Consider the following 17,773-nt stretch of genomic DNA (forward strand, 5'->3'; position numbering starts at 1 on the left):
CCTAACTACTATCAGCGCGGGGTGGGGGGGGGGGGGGGGCGCCCCCCCGCCGGGGGGCGCCGCACCCCCCCCCCCCCCCCCCCTCGACTCCCGGGTCGTTACGACCGGGCCTTGTCCTGCTTCCAGGACAGCGGTCCCGGCAGGTCGACGCGGTGTGCCCGAGCCTTCGAGTTCCAGGACCAACGTCCGATCTTGATGCTCCACGAGGAGAAGCCGTTCTCGGTGAAGTTCAGGATCAGCGGACCGATCTTCTTGCGCTTGCGAAACATGAGGCCCATCGGAGCACTCCCCTCGTCAACCGTTCCCTGCCGTGTTGGGATCGAACATTCCCGGACGGGCGAATTCTGAAACCCCCTCGTCGTCCCGGGTGGACGGTGTGCCGCCACGACGCACGAATTCCTATCCACCAGATGGGTGTTGCGCTGCGGTAAACGCTGCTGAAGGTGCTCCGTAACATCGTCGGCGATGCAAGTCTCATCTTCTGGAAGACCGTTGACCGGCCGTTCGCGCCGTCGGCAGCATGGGTTTCATGTTGCCGCGGACTGAGCTTCCCCTCATCGCCCACGCCGCGCCGGCCCCGGTGCCGGCGTGACCACCGTGGAGCGTCCGACGACGGACGCGACCGACCTGCGACCGGTGGACCGGGACCTGTTCCGCGCGCTGCTGCGCCGGCAGGCCACCAGCGTCACCGTGGTCACCGCCGTGGCCCGGTCCACCGACCCGGCGTGCCTGGGCGGGATCGGCCAGCCGATCCGGGCCGGATTCACCGCCACCTCGTTCACCTCGGTTTCACTGGAACCGCCGCTCGTCTCGTTCTGCCTCGGCACGGAGTCGTCGAGCTGGCCGGTGCTGGCCCGTGCCGAACACGTCGCGGTCCACCTGCTCGCCGCCGGGCAGCGGGAGGCGGCCGCCGTCTTCGCCACCCGCGGCATCGACCGGTTCGCGGCCTACCCGGACTGGACGGCCGGGCCGTTCGGGGTGCCACTGCTGACCGGGGCGCTGGCCCGACTGTTCTGCCGGGTGGTGCACCGCGTCCCGGTCGGCGACCACACCCTGGTCATCGCCGAACCGCTCGCCCTGGGCGACGGCGGCGACGGTCCACCGCTGGTGCACCACCGGGGCGGCTACACCACGCCGGCCGGCGGGTGAGCGCGCCCGTCACGGCCGACCCGCTCGTGTTGGACCGGGCCGCCCAGGACCTGCTGTTCCGGGCGGCCCGCACCGCCAACACGTTCACCGACGAGCCGGTCACCGACGCCCAGGTGGCCGCGATCCACGATCTGATCCGGTACGGGCCGACCGCGTACAACGGCCAGCCGCTGCGGGTGCTGCTGCTGCGCTCGCCGCAGGCCCGGGCCCGGCTGCTGCCGTACATGTCGTCGAGCAACCGGGCGAAGACGGCTGCCGCGCCGCTGGCGGCGGTGCTCGCCGCCGACGTGGACTTCCACGAGCGGCTGCCCGAGCTGTACCCGCACCGACCGCAGGCCCGGGAGTGGCTGGGTGATCGGACGGCCCGCGCGGAGCAGGCCCGATTCAGCGCCACCCTCCAGATCGGCTACCTGCTGCTGGGGATACGCGCGGCGGGGCTCGCCGCCGGCCCGATGGCCGGGTTCGACGCCGCCGGGGTGACCCGGGAGTTCTTTCCCGACGGCCGGCACGAGGCGCTGCTGCTGGTGAACGTCGGCCACCCCGGTCCGGACGCCTGGGGCGACCGGCTGCCCCGACTCGACACCGACGAGGTGGTGCGCGCCCTGTGAGGCGTCAGCGTGGCTCCCACGCGTCGGGCAGCGCGGTGAGCTTGCGGACGTGCGCGGGCAGCCGGCCGCTGACGATCTCGGCGAGGCTCACCTCGTCGACCACCCGTCGTACCGCGGCGCGCACCGCCACCCACAGGCCGGGCAGGTTCTCCGCCGAACCCTCGTAGCGGGTCTCCTCCGGGCGCAGGCCGCGTACGCCCGCGAGCGGGCCCTCCACCGCGCGCAACACCGCGCCGACGGTCACCTCGCGAGGTGGACGGGCCAGGGTGTAACCGCCCTCCGCGCCGCGTTGCGCGCGGACGATACCGGCCCGGCGCAGATCCGCCAGGACCGCCTCCAGGAACTTGCGGGGCATGTCCTGCTCCGCCGCGATGGCCTGGGTGGACAGCAGCGAGGGGTACGCGGTCGCGAGGCTCAGCGCCGCACGTACCGCGTAGTCGCCGCGCGCGGAGATCTGCACCCCGTCATCATGCCCGCCCGCTCGGGATACCTGGGCCACCGGGCCGGCCCGAGTTGCCGGGACCGCCGGGTGCGCCGGAGCGGAACCGCCCCCCGTTGGCGCCCGTCGGCTCGACCGGTGGTCGGGGTCGGACGACCCGGCCGCCGGCCGGCTGGTCGCGGGCGGCCCGGAACGCGCCGGGGCTGACCCCGATCTCCCGGGTGAAGAACCGGCCGAAGTTGGTCGGTTCGGAGAAGCCGAGCCCCCGGCCGATCTGCGCGATCGGTTCGTCGCTCGCCGCGAGCAGTCGGGCGGCCTGCAACGCCACCCGCTCGTCGATGACCTGCTTGGCGCTGCGGCCGGTGACGGCCAGGCAGGCCCGGGTCAGGGTACGCACCGAGCAGCCGAGCGCGGCGGCGTAGTCCTCGACCCGCCGGGACACCTGGTAGCCGTGCTCCACCTCCCGGGAGAACCGCTGGAACGTCTCGGCCTCGTTACGCTGCCCGGCCGGGTCCGCGTCGGGCAGCGCCAACCGCAGCAGCAGCACGGCGAGCTGGTGCCGCAGCAGCGCGCGGCCGGCCGGGCCGTCACCGTGCCGCTGGCAGTCCACCGCCAACTGGCTCACCTCGTTGATCACCGCGTCCTCGTCCTCGCCGGCCAACTGCCGCCAGGTCGGCGCCGCGTCCTCGTCGACGGCCAGGCCGTGCAGGGCGTCGGCGGTCCAGCCGACCACCGACGCGTCGAACTGGGGGCCGGCGCAGCGCAGCACCTGACCGGCGCGGACCCGCAGCAGCGTGCCGGGTCGGCACGGCAGGAGGTGGAAATCCAGCTCGGCGTCGCCGTGGCCACGGGTCGTGAGGATCAGCAGCTCCCGTTCGACGAACACCGGCCGCCGCCAGCCGGGGTCACCGGCCAGGTCGGCCAGCGCGAACGTGGAGATCTCGTCGGGTACGGGTGATGCCGTTCCGATCGATGGCGCGGGGGAGGGATCGGTGGAGACCATCGCCTGCGACGGTAGCCCGAACCGCAGGTCACCGCATCCCGACCGGAGCACGCGGCGACGTCCCGGCTTGTCGTGGTCCCCACGGCCGGGCTACGTTACCCGGCGGTAGTGCCGTCCGGGCCCGGTCCGCCCGGTGCCCCGCCGGCCGCTCACCGGACGACGGATCACGCCGACTCGCGATGGGATTCCTATGACGGAGCTGTTCTCGGTCGAAGACAAGACGGTCCTGGTCACCGGCGGGTCCCGGGGAATCGGACTGATGATCGCCCAGGGCTTCGTCCGGGCCGGCGCCCGCGTGATCATCTCGTCCCGCAAGGCGGACGTCTGCGAGCAGGTCGCCGACGAACTCTCCGCCGAGGGCCGGTGCGAGGCCATCCCCGCCGACCTGAGCGCCGACGACGGCGCGCAGGCCCTCGCCGCCGCCGTACGCGAGCGCGTCGATCGCCTCGACGTGCTGGTCAACAACGCCGGCGCCACCTGGGGCGCGCCGCTGGAGAACTACCCGGAGGCCGCGTTCGACAAGCTCTGGGCGGTCAACGTCAAGGCCGTCTTCCGGCTCACCACCGCGCTGCTGCCGGCGCTGCGCGCCGCCGCCAGCGCCGACGACCCGGCCCGCGTGATCAACATCGGGTCCATCGACGGCATCCGGGTGCCGTTCATGGAGGTGTACGCGTACTCGGCCACCAAGGCCGCCGTGCACATGCTCACCCGCAGCCTCGCCCACCAGCTCGCCGGTGAGCAGATCACCGTCAACGCGATCGCGCCCGGCCCGTTCGAGAGCAAGATGATGGCGTTCGCGCTCGACGACCCGGCCAGCCGCTCCGCCATCGAGCAGCAGGTGCCGCTGGGCCGCATCGGCCGCCCCGAGGACATGGCCGGCACCGCCATCTACCTGTCGTCGCGGGCCGGCGCGTACCTGACCGGCGCGGTCATCCCCGTCGACGGCGGCATCACCACGCACGGCTGAGCACGGGCCAACCCGGGTCGGGCTGTGGTCGTACCCCCTGGGGTGGGTGTGCCGGGGCCGCGCGGACTCGGCAGATCCGCGCGGCCCCGGTGTTGCTCTTGTCAGCGGCCGGCGAGCAGCCGGTTCACCGCAGTGTCGACGTCCAGGTGCTCGGCCTCCCGGCCGCGCGGGACGACGACGTACGTCCGTCGAAGGAATCGCACCAGGACGCTGCGCGGCACCTCGAAGAGGGCGTTGCCATCCGGTGACGAGAGGGCCAGCGCGACGAAGTCGCCGCGCGGTGTGGCCCAGGGCCAGACCCGCACATCCCCGATGCCGGCCGGCTCGTCCAGGCCGGTGACCAGCAGTTCGCGAGCGAACGACCAGCTCACCGCCTCCCCACCGGCCGATTCGGCGTGGAACAGGACATGGACCGCATACGGGTCAGCAGGGTCGTAACGCAGACTGGCACGCACCGGCAAGGCGGTGGCGTCAGGCGCGACGAGCCTTAGCGACGTCTCGACCTCTACGGTCGTCGGTCGGATGACACTCATGGACGTTCTCCCCCCGGCACCGCTGCGGAACGCGCGTGTCCCGCTTTTCCCATACTCAGGTGCTACTCCTGGCTACGCTCCGCCATACGCTGACTTCACCCAGTGGTGGGAAGGGGGACGGAAGCGCCTCGTGAATGTGAACATTCATGTAGGATTTCCGGTTCTGCCCAGTGTGTGATGCCGCCCGGCGTCGGGTGGCTCAGTCGTCGACTTACTCCGGTAACGTCCAGTCGGCCGTTGCAGTGACGGGCCCGAGCGACACTGGGGGGTGAAATGGTCACGAACCGATCCTCAGTGGATCCGGTGACCGCGCCGGGCCCGCCGAACGTCGCGGTCCGAGCAACCGAAAAGCGGGGGTACGACGTGCCGATGGAGCAGCCCGAGCGACCCGGACGGTCGACGCCCGAGCCGGGCCGTCCCGGTGGCGTCCTCGTCGTCGGCGAGCCCTCGCGCCGCCCGCACTGGCGACAGCGGATCTCGACCACGCTCGACCTGATCCGGGCCAACCCCACCGGCCGGATCGCCCTCAAGATCTTCATCGCGATCGCCGGCGCGTTGGTGGTCACCATCGGCATCGCCCTCATCCCGCTGCCCGGGCCCGGCTGGCTGCTGGTCATCGCCGGCCTCGGCATCTGGGCCGTCGAATTCCACTGGGCCCGCCGACTGCTCGGCTTCACCCGCCGACACGTCCACGGCTGGACACGCTGGGTGAGACGGCAGTCACTGCCACTGCGCTTCGTCCTCGGCGCCGTCGGCCTGGTCTTCGTCGCAGCGGTGGTCTGGCTCTCCCTCAAGCTCAGCCTCGGCGTCGACGTGGTGGCCGAGGCGAGGCAGTACCTCGCGGCGCGCTGACCCCGGATTTTTGGTCTGGTTCCACGATCGGGTAGAGTCAACGGCGCTGAGGGCGATTAGCTCAGTGGGAGAGCGCTTCGTTCACACCGAAGAGGTCGCTGGTTCGATACCAGCATCGCCCACTCTCAGTTCCTGCAGATCAGAGGCCGCTTCCCGGATTCGGGAGGTGGCCTTTCTGCTGTCGCACAGCAGTCTTGTACAGCAGTTCGCGATCGGGAGCCGGCGGGACGTGGCCCGCATCAGCGGCAGGAAGGCCGCTCAGCATCTTCGAAGTCGAGTCCAGCGATCTGGCAGGAAGGCCGCGCTGGTGTGCTCGACGAGCGACAGAGTGGCACCGGGTACCGACACGTCAACCCGCCGTGATCCCAATGGGCCTCGGCGACAATGGATGCGTAACAGGTCTGGCCAGGAGATCATGCCCTGGTGCCACTGATCCACATCTTCGACGAAACAACCCGTAGGAGCGCCCCGTGAACGCCGCCGAGACGCAACCGATACGGGAGTACGTCGGTATCATCTGGATCGAAGACAAGCCTGGTGTTCGCCTGCGCGTTCTTGCCAGATCCCTCGATGAGGCGAGGACCGGCGTGGTCGAGGAGTACGGCGACTCGCACGTCATCTCCATCTGGCGTGAAGAAGACGCATCGAAGGCTCGATAGTGCTTCCTTTGCATCGGTACGCCGGAATGCAGAGCGCGGACCTCCTCCGCTCGGTGGGCGTGCGCACGTCATGTGGAAGCCGTCGCGTGAAGGCGTAAGGCGAAGGTGGACACGGCGACCGGCCCGTTGGGGAGAACTTGGCCGACAGATACGCCTCGTCGAAGTAGCTGAGCCATTGCGGGTCGGTGCCCACAGTGGGGTACCCCGCTGCTCTGAATACCGCAGGCAACCCCAGGCAGCCACTGCTGCGGTACGGTCGGACATGGCGGCCCCGCTGGTGTAGAGGCCGGCGGTGCCGCCGCCCAGTCCTTCACCTGGGAGCGGCCATGACCGAGCCAACATCATTCGGTGCCCGCCTACGCGCCCACCGCGAACGAGCGGGGAAGACGCGCGTTGTCCTCGGTGGCCTGGTCGGTCGAAGCGCCGACTGGGTCAAGGCGTTGGAGTCCGGGCGGCTGCTCACGCCGCGCCTGCCCATGCTGCTGCGCCTGGCCGAGGTCCTCGACGTCTCGGACCTGGCCGAGCTGACCGGCGACCAGTCCCTGCCGGTCGCGTCGGTGACCCGGGCCGGGCACCCGGGGGTCGACAACGTCGCCGCCGCCATGCAGCGCACCACGGTGCCTGCCGGGGAGCCGACGCCCGTAGGCGTCCTGCGCGGTCTGGTCAACCAGGCGTGGACGCTGTGGCACCAGTCCAGCACCGAACGGACCGCCGTGGCCGTGGTGTTGCCCGGCCTGCTCGACGACGCCGGCCGCTCGGTGAGACGACTCGAAGGCACCGAGCGACGGGCAGCGCTGGTCGAGCTGGCACGCGTCTACCACCTGGCGCAGTTGTACGTCGCTCACCAGCCTTACCCGGAGCTGGTGTGGCTGGCCGCTGACCGCGCCATGGGCGCCGCGCAGGACGCCGACGACCCGAACGCGATCGCTGCGGCGGCGTGGTACTACGCGCACGTCTACCGGTCGGCGAACCAAGTCGACGCGGCCGAGCTGGTGCTCGTCGACGCCGAGCGGCTCGTTGACAGGGAGGCGGGAGCAGAACCGTACGCGCGGTGGGCCCAGCTTCAACTGGGGCGCGCGCTCGGTCACGCGAAGGCCGGCCGCGCCGGGCAGGCGTGGCGCGCGTGGGACGCCGCTGACGCCGCCGCTGGCCGCCTTGGAGCCGGCTATGCCCACCCGTGGCTCATGTTCGGTCCGGCCGCCTGCGCTGCGTACGCGGTGACGTTGGAGACGGACCTGTGCCACGCGGGGGAGGCCGTTCGGCGAGCCGACTCGACGAACTACAGCGCGCTTCCCTCGCGTACCCGCCGCGCTGGTCACCTGATCGACGCGGCCCGCGCTCACCTGCTGCGGCGCGAGGAAGTAGCCGCTGTGCACCTGCTCGGCCGCGCGCTACGCGAGAGCGTCGACACGGTCCGGCACAACCCGTATTCGCGGAGCGCCGCGTTCGAGCTGTCCTCGCGTCCCGGGACTGTCGGAGAGGACGCGCGCGAGCTGGCGCTCGCCATCGGCGTCGAGGGGTAACCGTGCGAGGGGGACGGTCTGTCCCCATCGCGTTGCGTGGTCGTACATAGCGTCCCGGGTTACTGAGTCGGGCGCGGATCAACTGCAGCGTTGTCGCGAAGATCGTCGCGCCCCTGACCTGGGGAGGCGACACTGTGCACATCGTCCAGAGGCTGCGGCGGCTGCTTACGCCCGCCCCGCCGCCCGTACCGCCCGGTACCGGCCAGCGCATTCAGGCCGTCGAGCAGGAAGCGGCCAAGCGGCGGCTCCTGGCCAGCGCCCGGATCATGACGCAGGCGCACCGCCGCGCCAGCCGCCCCGGTGGGCCGGTCCGATGAGCGGCCGGCAGATGCCCGAGCCCGGCGCGCGGGTGTCGGTGCGGCCCGGCCAGTGGCAGTCCAGCCCCGGCATCGAGGGCCAGACCAGCCACGACATCGTCATCGTCAAGGTCCACGCGTCCCACGACCCGCGGTTCGCGTGGGTGTACGGCCACGGCCCGGACTGCAGCTGGCCCACGGCGGACTGCGCGGTCCCATGGTGCTTCGAGGTGCTGGTCAGCGTCGACGTCCTGGCCGCCGCCGCAGGGCAGCGGCCGTGACGGCGTACCCATGCTGGCAGGCGGCCTCGGGGACCAGTCGGCGGGCGCGGTCCCTGGCGGCGGCGCTGCTCGGAGGTCGCGCATGACCACGCACGGCCCGGTGCTGCCGATCTGGAGTTGCGGCGGCTGCGATGCGCCCTGGCCCTGCCGCACGCGACAGCGCGAGCTGCGCGCCGAGTTCGACGGCGCTCCGATCTCCCTGGCCATCTACCTGGGTGCCCAGCTGGCGCGGGCCTCCCAGGACCTCACCTGGGTGCCGGCGGGTGCGCTGCACAGACGCTTCCTCGGCTGGCTCCGGTGAGCATCCTGCGGCCCGGCGACGGGAAGTTCCACCACAGCGACGGCTCGCACAAGTGGATCCCGCCGGACCCGGACTACGACCTGTCCTGCCGGCGGCAGGACTGCCGTGCGTGCCTTGACAGGTAGGTGGAGCAGCAGGACAGTCGAGATATTCATAGACGGTCTACTATCTACGGCGAGGTGTGCCATGCGGAAGTCGCTGACTGCTGTGGCCGCCATCGCTGTTTCCATGGTCGCGATGATGGCCGCCATCTCACACGCCAGTGCGGCGAACGCGGCGGCCGGGTGTCGGGTGAACTACGTCGTCACCAGCCAGTGGACCGGTGGCTTCCACGCCGACATCGCGGTCACCAACTTGGGTGACCTAGTCAACGGGTGGACGCTGCGGTTCGCGTTCCCTGCAGTCGACCAGCGGCTCACGCAAACCTGGAGCGCCACCTGGGCCCAGGCGGGCCAGCAGGTCAGCGCGACCAATCTGGGCTGGAACGCGACCCTGGGCACCAATGGCTCCGCGAACATCGGTTTCGTTGGATCCTGGTCAGGCAGCAATCCGATACCGGCGTCGTTCACGCTCAACGGCGTCACGTGCACCGGCGGCGTCCTACCCAGCGTGACGCCGACCCGGACGCCCACACCGCCGGTCGCTGACTACCCAGCGATCGTCACCTGGCTCAGCCCGACCGCCGGCGCGGTGTACACCGCACCGGGACCCGTCCCGCTGGCGGCGACCGCGACCGTGGGAGGCGGACACAGCATCACCTCGGTGTCGTTCCGGGTGGACGGCGTCACGGTGGCCCCGGGGGTGAGGACGACCGGTGACCGGTACGAGGCGCTGTGGACACCACCGATCGGGGAGCCCGGCACCAGCACCACCTTCGTGCTGTACGTCTCGGCCGGCACCGACCAGTCGCTGCCTGGCGCTGCGCCGCCGTTGCTGGTCACGGTGGTGACGCCGCCGTCCACCGGCACCAACCACCCGCCGGCGGTGGCGTTGAGCACCCCCGGCGGGCAGACCTACTTCCTCGAGCCGACGACCGTCACGCTGGTCGCCGACGTCGCCGACACCGATCCCGGGGACCTCGTCAGCCGGGTGGAGCTTTACCTCGGCGCAACCCGGCTGGCCGCGACGCCGACCAACAGCGGACAGCGCTACCAGTTCCAGACGGCCCTGTCGGCCGGCACGTCGTCCACCTTCACCGTACGGGTCCATGATTCCCACGGCGGCATCGGCATCTCGAACCCGCTGACCTTCACCATCCGTTAACGCCTCGGCCCTCCGTTAAGGGCTGACCAAGGTCCTTCCACTGGCCGTCGATACGTCTGCGAGTCGGCACGGCGCTCTGGGCCAATTCGACGAGGCCATCTGGGTGGCTTGCCGTACGCGCTGCTCACGTTGGGGGCAGCACGGCTGGCTCCGGGCTCGGACCCGCCGGCTGGCGTGGCCCGCAGGGCGGGCTGAACTACCGCCCCTGCGATCGGTGTCAGCCGGCGTTGCCGGTCGCGTACACATCGTCCTCATCGGACGCTCACCCGAACGACTGATCACCGCCGGCTGTGGGACACGTGAATGTGGCTTCGGAATATCCGTTGCCAACCCCGGGCAGCGCGCCTACCTTGAATGAGCAAGGTCAAACCGATCCACCAGAGGAGCTCCCCGTGTCGCAGTACGCCTACACCGGAACCACGCGGCTCATGCCGCGCGGCGGTGTCGTGCTGCTCCCGATCGGGCGGGCCCACGATCTGTGCGCGAGTGAGCAGAACTGGAAGCCGGGGTGGCGGCGCGAATAGCGCCAGCGCAAGCTGCGAAGCCGCCCACCCCGACAGGGACAGGGCGGCTTTTTCGTTACTGGAACAACTTCATAGGGGCGTAGCTCAACTGGTAGAGCACCGGTCTCCAAAACCGAAGGTCGCAGGTTCGAGTCCTGTCGCCCCTGCTTTCGTCCCGGCTTCGGTCGGTGGCGTTGTTGATTCTTAATTCCACAGTGAATGGCATGAGCAAGACCCCGGCCGGCGCCTGCACGGGCCGGCCGGGGGCATCACCTCCGGGACGAGGGAGACGGCTGACCCGCTCGCTTTGGGAGCGAGAGACACGGGGTTCGACACCCCGGTCCCGGACCATGGGGTTGTAGCTCAGTTGGTAGAGCACCGGTCTGGCAGACCGAAGGCCGGGGGTTCGAACCCCTCCGACTCCACGCACAGGGTGTGCTGCGAATACGTGGGCACACCCGCAAGAACTTGCCCACCTGGCGTAACTGGTAGTCCGCCGAGGACTCCGTTCAGGTCGGGGGGTGGGCACGTTGGTAGGGAAATGCCCGGGGGCGAGGCTCCCCACCGACTTCATGGGTCGTTGGAGCTGATGGCAAAGCTCACCTGGTCCTCAGCCAGGAGATCGTCGGTTCGAGCCCGACACGGCCTGCGCACGATCTCGCGGTACTAGCTCATCTGGCCGGCGGGGTTCGAGTCCCCGGTACCGCTCCGGGCAGGGAGTGGGGCGGTGGACGCCGCGAAACCAGAGGCCGGGTTGCGCAGCCTGGTCTACGGCCGGCGCGGGGTAACTCCCCGGGTCGGCGTAGAAGGTCACCGCCCCGGAGTACCTGCCTGTTCATGCTATGGGGGCTGGTCTAACTGGCAGGACACCTGATTTTGGTTCAGGTTGGTGCGGGTTCGAATCCTGCGCCCTCAGCTTCGCCCTGCTACCCCAACTGGCACGAGGGCGCCGGCTCAAACCCGGTGTGATGGCGGTTCGAGTCCGTCGCAGGGCACGTACGCGACGCCTCGATATGACCACGGTGAAACCGTACGGCCGGCCGACCCGGCACAGCGGGATGAATCGCCTCCGGGGCGAAAGGTGCGTTCCCGCCCAGTGGGAGAGGCACCCATGCCGCCGTAGCTCAGATGGGAGAGCGTCCCCCTGGTACGGGGAAGGCCGCCCGTTCAATTCGCGCCGGTGGCTCCACGCGGTTGTAGCTCAGCAGGTAGAGCGCGACGTTGCCAACGTTCGAGGTCGCCGGTTCGAACCCGGCCTGCCGCTCTCAATCGACAGAGCATCTGTGGATTTGTCCAACCACCCACGACCGGAAGGAGGGACCTGGTGGACGCCGTACTCGTCATCAACGCCGACCTGGGCCCGCTCCACCGGGTCACGGTCGCCCACGCGATCCGCATGCTGTGCCGGCGGGTCGCCGAGATCCACGAAGCCGAACCGGATCGGCGCTTGGGCGTGTTCCCCATGCCGAAGGTCGTCCGATTGGTCCGGTACGTCGTCACCCGGTGGCGGTACACGAAGGGCCCCGCCTGGTCCAAGGGTGGTGTCCTGGCCCGCGACAACCGGCAGTGCGGTTACTGCTCCGGTCCGGCCGCGACGGTCGACCACATCCTGCCCCGCTCGCGCGGTGGGCAGAACACCTGGCGGAACACCGTCAGCGCGTGCGCGCCCTGCAACCAGGCCAAGGGCGACCGGACCCCGGCCGAGGCCGGCATGGTGCTTCGCATCAGCCCTCTCGTGCCCGCGTGGGGGTCGCTGGCGCAGCGCTGACACCGGCCGGCGGGCCATCACCCCGCCGGCCGCGATGGGAGCTGATGTAACCGGCAGCATCGCTGGCTCTGACCCAGTGCGTAGAGGTTCGAGTCCTCTGCTCCCAGCTCAATGCCCTCGTGGCCCAGCGGTAGAGGCGACGGTCTGAGGGACCGTAAAGGGCAGGTTCGAATCCTGCCGAGGGCACCATGCCGGCGTAGCTCAGAGGCCAGAGCAGCGCCCTTGTAAGGCGAAGCGCGCCGGTTCGATCCCGGTCGCAGGCTCCACTTCACCTCAGCAGCGGGTCGCGTACCATCAGCGGTACGCGACAGGGGGTCGGACAGGCGGCTGAACAGTAAGGGCCAAGTCACCATCCCTGCGGTCCTACGCGCCCGGCACAACCTCCATGAGGGTGACGAACTCGACGTGGTCGACGACGGCGGGAAACTCTGCATCATCCGACGTCACGGCTCGGATACGCGGGGGCAACGCCTCGTACGCGGTATGCGCGGCCACGGCAACGCCAGGGACACCGCGGGCATGTCCACGGATGAGTTGATGGAGTTGCTGCGCGGCGAGTGACCGAGGTGCGCTGCCCCAGGCACCCGTTGACGATTCGAGCAACGAGGCTGCGGCGATCGATCCCGGTCGCCGGCTCCGCACCTTGCCGCCGTAGCTCACCTGGCAGAGCGACGTCCTCGTAAGACGTAGGCACCCGGTTCAAGTCCGGGCGGTGGCTCTCTCGCCGACGTAGCTCAGGTGGTCAGAGCATCCGGCTCATAACCGGAAGGCCGCGGGCTCGACTCCCGCCGTCGGCACTCTCAGAACAACGTGAGGGCTTCGTTGATCGGACTCCTCTGCGGCAACTCCTGCTGGGGAGGTCGTCCGCGCCGGTGAGTGCGCTCGGCGTGGCAGTTCGCGCACACCACCTCGCACAAGTCCATCTCAGCCAGCATCCGAGCGATGGAGATGTTGCGACCGGCGAACTCGCCGATATTGAAGCTCTTCTCGCCGCGCACGTGATCGAACTGCATCACATAAGGGGGGTACTGCACATTACAGTCGGCGCATGGCTTGCACTTGGCCTGCCTGACGAGAGCCGCCAACTTCTCGCGGTTCTTCTTATTGAACGCAACAGCGCGGGCCTTGTAGACTGACTTGTTGGCAGCGTAGTGGGCCTGCGCGTATCGCTTTCGGTCCTCGGGATTGGAATGTGCCACACCTGATTTTACCAATTATGGCCCCCGGTTCGACACCGGGCGTCGGCACGCAACACCACCTGCCCGGGTGGGCAAACTGGCAAAGCCGCCGCACTCAGACTGCGGAGATTCTGCGGGTTCGACTCCCGCCCCGGGTACGCATGGGCTCGTAGCTCATCTGGTAGAGCGCCGCTCTTGCACCGCGGAGGTGGCAGGTTCGAGTCCTGTCGGGTCCACCATGCCGACGTAGCTCAGTGGTTAGAGCACCCGACTGTCGATCGGGGGGCCGCGGGTTCGATCCCCGTCGTTGGCGCTCATGAAGGGTTGGCCGAGTCTGGTCGATGGCGCCGCGTTGCTAGCGCGGAGCGGGTCACACCGCCGGGGGTTCGAATCCCTCACCCTTCGCCGAGCCGTCGTAGCTCAGCGGTTAGAGCACCGAGCTGATAACTCGGGGGCCGGAGGTTCGATCCCTCCCGTCGGCACGCAGTACACAACGCCCCCGTAGCTCAGGTGGATAGAGCGTGACGCTACGAACGTCAAGGTCGCTGGTTCGATTCCAGTCGGGGGCTCTTTCGGGACGTGGCGCAGTTTGGTAGCGCATCCGGCTGGGGGCCGGAGGGCCGTCGGTTCGAATCCGGCCGTCCCGACTCAACGGGTACTAGCTCAGCTTGGGAGAGCGCCGCGTTCGGGACGCGGAGGCGGGGTTCAATTCCCTCGTACCCGACTCATGGGGTGTAGTGCGGAACAGGTCCGCAACCGGTCTCGAAAACCGGCACCGGGTGAAAGCCCGAGGGTTCAACTCCTTTACGCCCCGCCATGCGCCGTTAGCTCAGTTGGCAGAGCTTCCGACTCTTAATCGGAATGTCACTGGTTCGATCCCAGTACGGCGTACCAAATCCCCCGGTAGCTCAGCGGATAGAGCGCTGGTTTCCTAAACCCGGGACCTCGCAGGTTCGAGTCCTGCCCGGGGGGGCGTGAGGGCCGCTAGCTCAGTGGTAGAGCTGCCGACTTTTGTCGAAGTGTCCAGAGTTCGATCCTCTGGCGGCCCACTTGCGGGATGGCGCAGTCATGGAAGCGCGCTGGGCTCATAACCCAGAGGCCGCCGGTTCGAATCCGGCTCCCGCTCCCGTCGCGGTAGCTCAGCGGGAGAGCAACGCCTCGACAAGGCGTAGGTCGCTGGTTCGATCCCAGCTCGCGGCACTCAACGCGCGTTCGGTTATGGGTAGGCCCCGGGTCTTTCAAGCCCGTGAAGCGGGTTCGAGCCCCGCACGCGCGACCATTCCCCTGTAGCTCAAAGGTAGAGCGGCCGGCTGTTAATCGGCTGATCTTGGTTCGAGTCCAGGCAGGGGAGCCACGCCCGTGTAGCTCAGCGGCAGAGCACCGGTTCCACATACCGGGTCGCCCTGGTTCGAGTCCAGGTACGGGCACTGGCCTTCGGGCCGCAGTTGTGGCTGTAGCTCAACGGTAGAGCGCCGGGTTGTGGTCCCGGTGATGGCGGTTCGATTCCGCTCAGTCACCCCAAGGGAGTGCGCCACCGATGGTGAGGTGGGCCGGGCTGTAACCCCGGTGCGTTCGCGCTCAGGGAGTTCGAATCTCTCCACTCCCACGCATGCCCACGTAGCTCAGCGGATAGAGCACCGGCTTCCGGAGCCGGGTTGGCGGAGGTTCGAATCCTTCCGTGGGCATCCTGGTCGTGTGCCCGAGTGGTCAGGGAGCGGTCTGCAAAACCGCGCACCGGGGTTCGATTCCCCGCACGGCCTCGACTGCCATTCACTGCGGATAGCGAGCGCCGCGCCGCCGAACCGATCGGCGGCATCCAGTGAGCTTGAACGTCCTGCCCGCACCGGGCCCGTGACTGCTGAAGACTGCTGCGCGGAACTGCGTCAGAACCAGGTCCCCGGTCGTGCGAGTCGCCAGAGACGCCCGCGCCAGCGCGCACGCCGGGGATGCAAGAACGTCTCGATGTCCTCCAGGGCGTTACCGGCAGTCCCCCTGACGTGGGGTCTGGCGCGTACGCGGCGGAGCGCGGGGACTACACGATCTTCGTCGAGTTGACCGTAGACCCTCGCGAGGTGCCCGAGGCAGGTGGCTGCGAGCGCCTGCACCTGGTGGTCAGGGTGATCGAGCAGAGTCAGGTAGAGCTCCTGCGACGCTCTCCAGTCGCCGTCGCCGTACAACGCGGATCCGACCATGGCATCCGTGGCCCCGGCGGTGTCGTTGCGGTCGAGAGCCCTCCGCACATCGTCGGGCGTTGCCGACGGAGGGTTGTGGAAGGTGTGGTGCTCGTGGCTCATGGCCAGATGGTGGAGGGTGCCACCGTTGGGATGACGGGGTTTCCGTGGATGTTGCCGTCGGCACAGGGCCATGGGCCGCCGGCGAGCGGTGCCAGGCCGGTGTGGTGGAAGATGAGCAGCTCGTTGTCGAGTGCGAAAGCGATGGTCGCGTCCTGCAGGAGAAGGGTCCTGCTCATGACGCTTCGGTCGTCATCGGTGCGGCGGAACAGTTCGTGCTGGTCCAGGTTCGCGTCGATGGCCAGGAGTTTGCCGTCGCGCCAGAACACTGCGGTGCCGTCGGCGTCGAGCGCGGGATAGCCGGTGTAGTAGCCGGACAGAGGCGGGCCGTCGCGCATTGATCCGTCGGGGTTGAGAACCCGGAACCGTGACCGGGATGGCAGTATGTTCTCCGATTCCGGGCCGCGGATCGTGCCGTGCTGGTCGATGAGCATCTGGCCGTGGCTGGGCCACGTGTGGGTCGGCTGGCCGTCAGGGCCGTAGAGGGTGCTGGAGAACGCTCCGTAGCCCTGGGCGCCGACGAGGAAACGGCCATGGCCGGCGATGGCCTTGTGATGGTAGGGGCCGGGCTCTGTGGTTGAGATGATGTTTCCGGTGTCGGTGTCGAGGATGGTGCACCTCCCGATGCCGCTGCCTCCGTCACTGATCGCAGCGAGGATGCGGTCGCCGGCCACGAGCAGCGGTTGCCAGTGATCCGCCTCGAGGGTGGATGGCCTCCACTCTTTCTTGGGTTGAACGTGCCATCCGGTCGCTTCTCCGGCTTCGACGACGCCGGAGAAGGAGACCGCCTCGAGGGGCAGAGGCGTGGACCACATGGTGCTGCCGGTGTCGCTGAGGCGAGCCAGGCGCGCGGTGCGGCCTTGGGGAAGCCGCTGACGTGGCGCGGTCGGTAGCCACAGGACGCAGAAGCCGTCCGGCATCCGAACGACAGCTCCCAGGTGCTCGCCCGGCTCCTGCTGCGGGGTTACTTCATCCAGCACAGAGCCCTCGGCGTCGACGTTGGTGAGTGTGAACACGGGTGGGCTGGCACCGTCATGGTGGGTTACCCACACGGTCCCACCCGCGTCGACGCGGGGTGGGAACGGATGGCCGGCGAATGTGCGTTGCCAGAGCATGGCTCCCGCTCAAATCGACCGCGGTGAGGACGGTGGTGTACAGGTTGCGGGTGCTCGGGCTGCGGCCGGCGTAGCTGGTCAGATAGATCGGCCCGTCTCGGTCCGCGGCCGCCAGGCCCCAGACCTGCCCAGGCAATCCGACGATCTCGGGTTCCTTCGGCATGCCACCTCCCCAGTCATGCGCTCTTGGATCATGCCTACACCAGTTCGGCGCCGTGTCGTCAGTCACCCCGGGTGCATGGCAGCAGCCGCAGCGCACTATCCGGAAATGGTTGTGCCAGACCTGTCGACGTCGCGTTCCGCGACGAAGCCGTCCAGGACCTGACGGTCAGTCGCGGTCCATGCGGGAAGCTGCGCCAACCAGTCTTTCGCCTGTTCAGCGCTGTGGCCGAAGCTGCCCGAGTCGTCCGCGGTCGCCGACGATGCTCTCGATTCGGCGAGCGGGGTCCCTCATCTGTAACGCCGGCCAGACCGACGACGCCGTACGAGTGGCTTCAGTTGATCTACAGCGCGACCCCTCGCCGTGTGCGAGAGTCGCACCTGCGAACTCAGACCAACCACGCGGCAAGAGTCTTCCGGCTCGCGGTCGCCTTCCAGCTAGGCGACTGGCTGACATCAAGAACCATTGAGGGAGTAGGAATGCTAACGCCGTTCAGGCGGGCTGTGTTCGGTGCCATCGCGGTGGCACTGCTCGGCGGGCTCGGGCTCACGTCCTGCGCAGATCCGCGCCGGAGCGACGCCGCGAACGCTGGGTCGGCTCCGGTCGATACCTCGGTGACCGTCGCCTCCGGACCGACTGACCCCGCAAGTCCCTCCTCATCGCCTTCGGCTAGCCGCTCCCCGTCGCCTTCGGCGAGTCGGTCCACGAAGCCGTCTATCAGCCGGTCGCCCTCGCGGGCCCCGACGAGCAAGGCCGCGACGCCGGCCGCAGAGAGCAACATCGCCTCCCGGCTACACACGATCCCGGCCAGCACACGCCAGCTCATCGTCGTCCACAGCGACGGCTACGGTACGAGCGTCGCGTCCCTTGAGACGTTCGAGAAG

21 protein-coding genes and 35 tRNA genes are annotated in these 17,773 nt (G+C 69.1%); 48 read left to right on the forward strand and 8 right to left on the reverse strand.

Features of this window, described 5'->3' with window-relative positions; genetic code table 11:
- Positions 1 to 98: 98 nt before the first annotated feature.
- Complete coding sequence (locus ACIA3K_RS19860; protein WP_355051826.1) at positions 99 to 278, reverse strand: DUF4236 domain-containing protein; 180 nt, start codon at positions 276 to 278, stop codon at positions 99 to 101.
- 310 nt (positions 279 to 588) lie between these two features.
- Here ACIA3K_RS19860 and ACIA3K_RS19865 point away from each other — a divergent pair, with 310 nt between their 5' ends.
- Both ACIA3K_RS19865 and ACIA3K_RS19870 read left to right on the forward strand, forming a co-directional pair.
- The gene (locus ACIA3K_RS19865) at positions 589 to 1,149 is read left to right on the forward strand and encodes a flavin reductase family protein (protein ID WP_396802755.1); all 561 of its coding nucleotides are present in this window, start codon (positions 589 to 591) and stop codon (positions 1,147 to 1,149) included.
- Entirely contained in the window at positions 1,146 to 1,757 is a 612-nt protein-coding gene (locus tag ACIA3K_RS19870; protein WP_396802757.1) for a malonic semialdehyde reductase, read from the forward strand. Before ACIA3K_RS19865 ends, ACIA3K_RS19870 begins: the two co-directional genes overlap by 4 nt.
- Before the next feature lie 4 nt (positions 1,758 to 1,761).
- On the opposite strand, the gene ACIA3K_RS19875 is transcribed toward ACIA3K_RS19870, so the two are convergent.
- Complete coding sequence (locus ACIA3K_RS19875) at positions 1,762 to 2,217, reverse strand: Rrf2 family transcriptional regulator (RefSeq protein ID WP_030333674.1); 456 nt, start codon at positions 2,215 to 2,217, stop codon at positions 1,762 to 1,764.
- A gap of 7 nt (positions 2,218 to 2,224) precedes the next feature.
- Complete coding sequence (locus ACIA3K_RS19880; RefSeq protein WP_396802759.1) at positions 2,225 to 3,199, reverse strand: helix-turn-helix domain-containing protein; 975 nt, start codon at positions 3,197 to 3,199, stop codon at positions 2,225 to 2,227.
- Between the two features lie 190 nt (positions 3,200 to 3,389).
- Here ACIA3K_RS19880 and ACIA3K_RS19885 point away from each other — a divergent pair, with 190 nt between their 5' ends.
- Positions 3,390 to 4,166: a glucose 1-dehydrogenase gene (locus ACIA3K_RS19885; RefSeq protein WP_396802761.1), complete on the forward strand. Its 777-nt coding sequence runs from the start codon at positions 3,390 to 3,392 to the stop codon at positions 4,164 to 4,166.
- 101 nt (positions 4,167 to 4,267) lie between these two features.
- Here the strand turns inward: ACIA3K_RS19885 and ACIA3K_RS19890 are convergent, their stop codons facing one another.
- A complete protein-coding gene (locus tag ACIA3K_RS19890) occupies positions 4,268 to 4,699 on the reverse strand; it encodes an SsgA family sporulation/cell division regulator (protein ID WP_007457244.1) in 432 nt (143 codons plus the stop codon).
- Between the two features lie 294 nt (positions 4,700 to 4,993).
- Here ACIA3K_RS19890 and ACIA3K_RS19895 point away from each other — a divergent pair, with 294 nt between their 5' ends.
- The 24 genes from ACIA3K_RS19895 (at position 4,994) to ACIA3K_RS20010 (ending at position 12,942) form a co-directional block, all read left to right on the forward strand.
- Positions 4,994 to 5,551 (forward strand): TIGR02611 family protein, encoded by a 558-nt coding sequence (locus ACIA3K_RS19895; RefSeq protein WP_396802762.1) that lies wholly within the window; start codon positions 4,994 to 4,996, stop codon positions 5,549 to 5,551.
- 50 nt (positions 5,552 to 5,601) lie between these two features.
- Positions 5,602 to 5,673, forward strand: a tRNA-Val gene (locus tag ACIA3K_RS19900).
- 348 nt (positions 5,674 to 6,021) lie between these two features.
- Entirely contained in the window at positions 6,022 to 6,210 is a 189-nt protein-coding gene (locus tag ACIA3K_RS19905; protein WP_396802764.1) for a hypothetical protein, read from the forward strand.
- A gap of 326 nt (positions 6,211 to 6,536) precedes the next feature.
- Positions 6,537 to 7,733 carry a helix-turn-helix domain-containing protein gene (locus ACIA3K_RS19910; RefSeq protein ID WP_396802766.1) on the forward strand — a complete coding sequence of 399 codons (1,197 nt, stop codon included), beginning with the start codon at positions 6,537 to 6,539 and terminating at the stop codon, positions 7,731 to 7,733.
- A 134-nt stretch (positions 7,734 to 7,867) separates the two neighbouring features.
- Positions 7,868 to 8,050, forward strand: a complete 183-nt coding sequence (locus ACIA3K_RS19915) for a hypothetical protein (RefSeq protein WP_396802767.1) — start codon at positions 7,868 to 7,870, stop codon at positions 8,048 to 8,050.
- Positions 8,047 to 8,310, forward strand: a complete 264-nt coding sequence (locus ACIA3K_RS19920) for a hypothetical protein (RefSeq protein ID WP_396802769.1) — start codon at positions 8,047 to 8,049, stop codon at positions 8,308 to 8,310. The genes ACIA3K_RS19915 and ACIA3K_RS19920 overlap by 4 nt, the downstream gene beginning before the upstream one ends.
- A gap of 82 nt (positions 8,311 to 8,392) precedes the next feature.
- Positions 8,393 to 8,611 carry a hypothetical protein gene (locus ACIA3K_RS19925; RefSeq protein ID WP_396802770.1) on the forward strand — a complete coding sequence of 73 codons (219 nt, stop codon included), beginning with the start codon at positions 8,393 to 8,395 and terminating at the stop codon, positions 8,609 to 8,611.
- A gap of 240 nt (positions 8,612 to 8,851) precedes the next feature.
- Positions 8,852 to 9,874 (forward strand): cellulose binding domain-containing protein, encoded by a 1,023-nt coding sequence (locus tag ACIA3K_RS19930; protein ID WP_396802772.1) that lies wholly within the window; start codon positions 8,852 to 8,854, stop codon positions 9,872 to 9,874.
- A gap of 392 nt (positions 9,875 to 10,266) precedes the next feature.
- Positions 10,267 to 10,398: a hypothetical protein gene (locus tag ACIA3K_RS19935; RefSeq protein ID WP_396802774.1), complete on the forward strand. Its 132-nt coding sequence runs from the start codon at positions 10,267 to 10,269 to the stop codon at positions 10,396 to 10,398.
- 73 nt (positions 10,399 to 10,471) lie between these two features.
- A tRNA-Trp gene (locus tag ACIA3K_RS19940) sits at positions 10,472 to 10,544 on the forward strand.
- Positions 10,545 to 10,652: 108 nt separating this feature from the next.
- Positions 10,653 to 10,728: transfer RNA gene (locus ACIA3K_RS19945), tRNA-Pro, on the forward strand.
- Between the two features lies 1 nt (position 10,729).
- Positions 10,730 to 10,802 (forward strand) — tRNA-Ala (locus tag ACIA3K_RS19950).
- Positions 10,803 to 10,951: 149 nt separating this feature from the next.
- A tRNA-Glu gene (locus tag ACIA3K_RS19955) sits at positions 10,952 to 11,026 on the forward strand.
- A gap of 194 nt (positions 11,027 to 11,220) precedes the next feature.
- A tRNA-Gln gene (locus ACIA3K_RS19960) sits at positions 11,221 to 11,293 on the forward strand.
- A gap of 4 nt (positions 11,294 to 11,297) precedes the next feature.
- A tRNA-Leu gene (locus ACIA3K_RS19965) sits at positions 11,298 to 11,372 on the forward strand.
- 118 nt (positions 11,373 to 11,490) lie between these two features.
- Positions 11,491 to 11,566, forward strand: a tRNA-Thr gene (locus tag ACIA3K_RS19970).
- 1 nt (position 11,567) lies between these two features.
- Positions 11,568 to 11,641 (forward strand) — tRNA-Gly (locus tag ACIA3K_RS19975).
- A gap of 60 nt (positions 11,642 to 11,701) precedes the next feature.
- Complete coding sequence (locus ACIA3K_RS19980; protein WP_396802776.1) at positions 11,702 to 12,145, forward strand: HNH endonuclease; 444 nt, start codon at positions 11,702 to 11,704, stop codon at positions 12,143 to 12,145.
- Positions 12,146 to 12,180: 35 nt separating this feature from the next.
- Positions 12,181 to 12,252 (forward strand) — tRNA-Gln (locus ACIA3K_RS19985).
- A gap of 6 nt (positions 12,253 to 12,258) precedes the next feature.
- Positions 12,259 to 12,334: transfer RNA gene (locus tag ACIA3K_RS19990), tRNA-Leu, on the forward strand.
- Position 12,335: 1 nt separating this feature from the next.
- Positions 12,336 to 12,411, forward strand: a tRNA-Thr gene (locus ACIA3K_RS19995).
- 61 nt (positions 12,412 to 12,472) lie between these two features.
- Positions 12,473 to 12,706, forward strand: coding sequence for an AbrB/MazE/SpoVT family DNA-binding domain-containing protein (locus tag ACIA3K_RS20000; protein ID WP_396802962.1), 234 nt, complete (start codon positions 12,473 to 12,475; stop codon positions 12,704 to 12,706).
- 84 nt (positions 12,707 to 12,790) lie between these two features.
- Positions 12,791 to 12,863: transfer RNA gene (locus ACIA3K_RS20005), tRNA-Thr, on the forward strand.
- Between the two features lie 5 nt (positions 12,864 to 12,868).
- Positions 12,869 to 12,942, forward strand: a tRNA-Ile gene (locus ACIA3K_RS20010).
- 3 nt (positions 12,943 to 12,945) lie between these two features.
- Here the strand turns inward: ACIA3K_RS20010 and ACIA3K_RS20015 are convergent.
- On the reverse strand, positions 12,946 to 13,344 hold the full coding sequence (locus ACIA3K_RS20015) for a hypothetical protein (protein ID WP_396802778.1): 399 nt from the start codon (positions 13,342 to 13,344) through the stop codon (positions 12,946 to 12,948).
- 61 nt (positions 13,345 to 13,405) lie between these two features.
- Here ACIA3K_RS20015 and ACIA3K_RS20020 point away from each other — a divergent pair.
- The 21 genes from ACIA3K_RS20020 (at position 13,406) to ACIA3K_RS20120 (ending at position 15,083) form a co-directional block, all read left to right on the forward strand.
- Positions 13,406 to 13,481, forward strand: a tRNA-Leu gene (locus tag ACIA3K_RS20020).
- A gap of 5 nt (positions 13,482 to 13,486) precedes the next feature.
- A tRNA-Ala gene (locus tag ACIA3K_RS20025) sits at positions 13,487 to 13,562 on the forward strand.
- 1 nt (position 13,563) lies between these two features.
- Positions 13,564 to 13,636 (forward strand) — tRNA-Asp (locus ACIA3K_RS20030).
- A gap of 5 nt (positions 13,637 to 13,641) precedes the next feature.
- Positions 13,642 to 13,728, forward strand: a tRNA-Ser gene (locus tag ACIA3K_RS20035).
- 4 nt (positions 13,729 to 13,732) lie between these two features.
- Positions 13,733 to 13,805 (forward strand) — tRNA-Ile (locus ACIA3K_RS20040).
- 13 nt (positions 13,806 to 13,818) lie between these two features.
- Positions 13,819 to 13,892 (forward strand) — tRNA-Arg (locus tag ACIA3K_RS20045).
- 4 nt (positions 13,893 to 13,896) lie between these two features.
- Positions 13,897 to 13,970, forward strand: a tRNA-Pro gene (locus tag ACIA3K_RS20050).
- Positions 13,971 to 13,975: 5 nt separating this feature from the next.
- A tRNA-Pro gene (locus ACIA3K_RS20055) sits at positions 13,976 to 14,047 on the forward strand.
- Positions 14,048 to 14,052: 5 nt separating this feature from the next.
- A tRNA-OTHER gene (locus ACIA3K_RS20060) sits at positions 14,053 to 14,140 on the forward strand.
- Position 14,141: 1 nt separating this feature from the next.
- Positions 14,142 to 14,217 (forward strand) — tRNA-Lys (locus ACIA3K_RS20065).
- Positions 14,218 to 14,220: 3 nt separating this feature from the next.
- Positions 14,221 to 14,295, forward strand: a tRNA-Arg gene (locus ACIA3K_RS20070).
- 6 nt (positions 14,296 to 14,301) lie between these two features.
- Positions 14,302 to 14,372: transfer RNA gene (locus ACIA3K_RS20075), tRNA-OTHER, on the forward strand.
- Between the two features lie 2 nt (positions 14,373 to 14,374).
- Positions 14,375 to 14,449 (forward strand) — tRNA-Met (locus ACIA3K_RS20080).
- 2 nt (positions 14,450 to 14,451) lie between these two features.
- Positions 14,452 to 14,523, forward strand: a tRNA-Val gene (locus ACIA3K_RS20085).
- A gap of 5 nt (positions 14,524 to 14,528) precedes the next feature.
- Positions 14,529 to 14,602, forward strand: a tRNA-Glu gene (locus ACIA3K_RS20090).
- A 1-nt stretch (position 14,603) separates the two neighbouring features.
- Positions 14,604 to 14,677, forward strand: a tRNA-Asn gene (locus ACIA3K_RS20095).
- Between the two features lies 1 nt (position 14,678).
- Positions 14,679 to 14,750, forward strand: a tRNA-Val gene (locus ACIA3K_RS20100).
- A gap of 20 nt (positions 14,751 to 14,770) precedes the next feature.
- Positions 14,771 to 14,844, forward strand: a tRNA-His gene (locus tag ACIA3K_RS20105).
- 1 nt (position 14,845) lies between these two features.
- Positions 14,846 to 14,929, forward strand: a tRNA-Tyr gene (locus ACIA3K_RS20110).
- Positions 14,930 to 14,934: 5 nt separating this feature from the next.
- A tRNA-Arg gene (locus ACIA3K_RS20115) sits at positions 14,935 to 15,008 on the forward strand.
- Positions 15,009 to 15,012: 4 nt separating this feature from the next.
- Positions 15,013 to 15,083: transfer RNA gene (locus ACIA3K_RS20120), tRNA-Cys, on the forward strand.
- A gap of 123 nt (positions 15,084 to 15,206) precedes the next feature.
- Here ACIA3K_RS20120 and ACIA3K_RS20125 read toward each other — a convergent pair.
- The 3 genes from ACIA3K_RS20125 to ACIA3K_RS20135 form a co-directional block, all read right to left on the reverse strand.
- Entirely contained in the window at positions 15,207 to 15,617 is a 411-nt protein-coding gene (locus tag ACIA3K_RS20125) for a hypothetical protein (protein WP_396802780.1), read from the reverse strand.
- A complete protein-coding gene (locus ACIA3K_RS20130) occupies positions 15,614 to 16,630 on the reverse strand; it encodes a hypothetical protein (protein ID WP_396802781.1) in 1,017 nt (338 codons plus the stop codon). Before ACIA3K_RS20130 ends, ACIA3K_RS20125 begins: the two co-directional genes overlap by 4 nt.
- A gap of 647 nt (positions 16,631 to 17,277) precedes the next feature.
- The gene (locus ACIA3K_RS20135) at positions 17,278 to 17,715 is read right to left on the reverse strand and encodes a hypothetical protein (RefSeq protein ID WP_396802783.1); all 438 of its coding nucleotides are present in this window, start codon (positions 17,713 to 17,715) and stop codon (positions 17,278 to 17,280) included.
- Positions 17,716 to 17,773 lie beyond the last annotated feature (58 nt).

The sequence above is a fragment of the Micromonospora sp. NPDC051543 genome (genome assembly GCF_044454415.1).
In the GTDB taxonomy this organism is placed as follows: Bacteria; Actinomycetota; Actinomycetes; order Mycobacteriales; family Micromonosporaceae; genus Micromonospora.

Bases quoted from the DNA above. Each gene is read 5' to 3' on its own strand.
- ACIA3K_RS19860 (WP_355051826.1), bottom strand. From the start codon at position 278: ATGGGCCTCATGTTTCGCAAGCGCAAGAAGATCGGTCCGCTGATCCTG.
- ACIA3K_RS19880 (WP_396802759.1), bottom strand. From the start codon at position 3,199: ATGGTCTCCACCGATCCCTCCCCCGCGCCATCGATCGGAACGGCATCA.
- ACIA3K_RS19885 (WP_396802761.1), top strand. From the start codon at position 3,390: ATGACGGAGCTGTTCTCGGTCGAAGACAAGACGGTCCTGGTCACCGGC.
- ACIA3K_RS19890 (WP_007457244.1), bottom strand. From the start codon at position 4,699: ATGAGTGTCATCCGACCGACGACCGTAGAGGTCGAGACGTCGCTAAGG.
- ACIA3K_RS19910 (WP_396802766.1), top strand. From the start codon at position 6,537: ATGACCGAGCCAACATCATTCGGTGCCCGCCTACGCGCCCACCGCGAA.
- ACIA3K_RS19920 (WP_396802769.1), top strand. From the start codon at position 8,047: ATGAGCGGCCGGCAGATGCCCGAGCCCGGCGCGCGGGTGTCGGTGCGG.
- ACIA3K_RS19925 (WP_396802770.1), top strand. From the start codon at position 8,393: ATGACCACGCACGGCCCGGTGCTGCCGATCTGGAGTTGCGGCGGCTGC.
- ACIA3K_RS19930 (WP_396802772.1), top strand. From the start codon at position 8,852: ATGGCCGCCATCTCACACGCCAGTGCGGCGAACGCGGCGGCCGGGTGT.
- ACIA3K_RS20125 (WP_396802780.1), bottom strand. From the start codon at position 15,617: ATGAGCCACGAGCACCACACCTTCCACAACCCTCCGTCGGCAACGCCC.
- ACIA3K_RS20135 (WP_396802783.1), bottom strand. From the start codon at position 17,715: ATGAGCTGGCGTGTGCTGGCCGGGATCGTGTGTAGCCGGGAGGCGATG.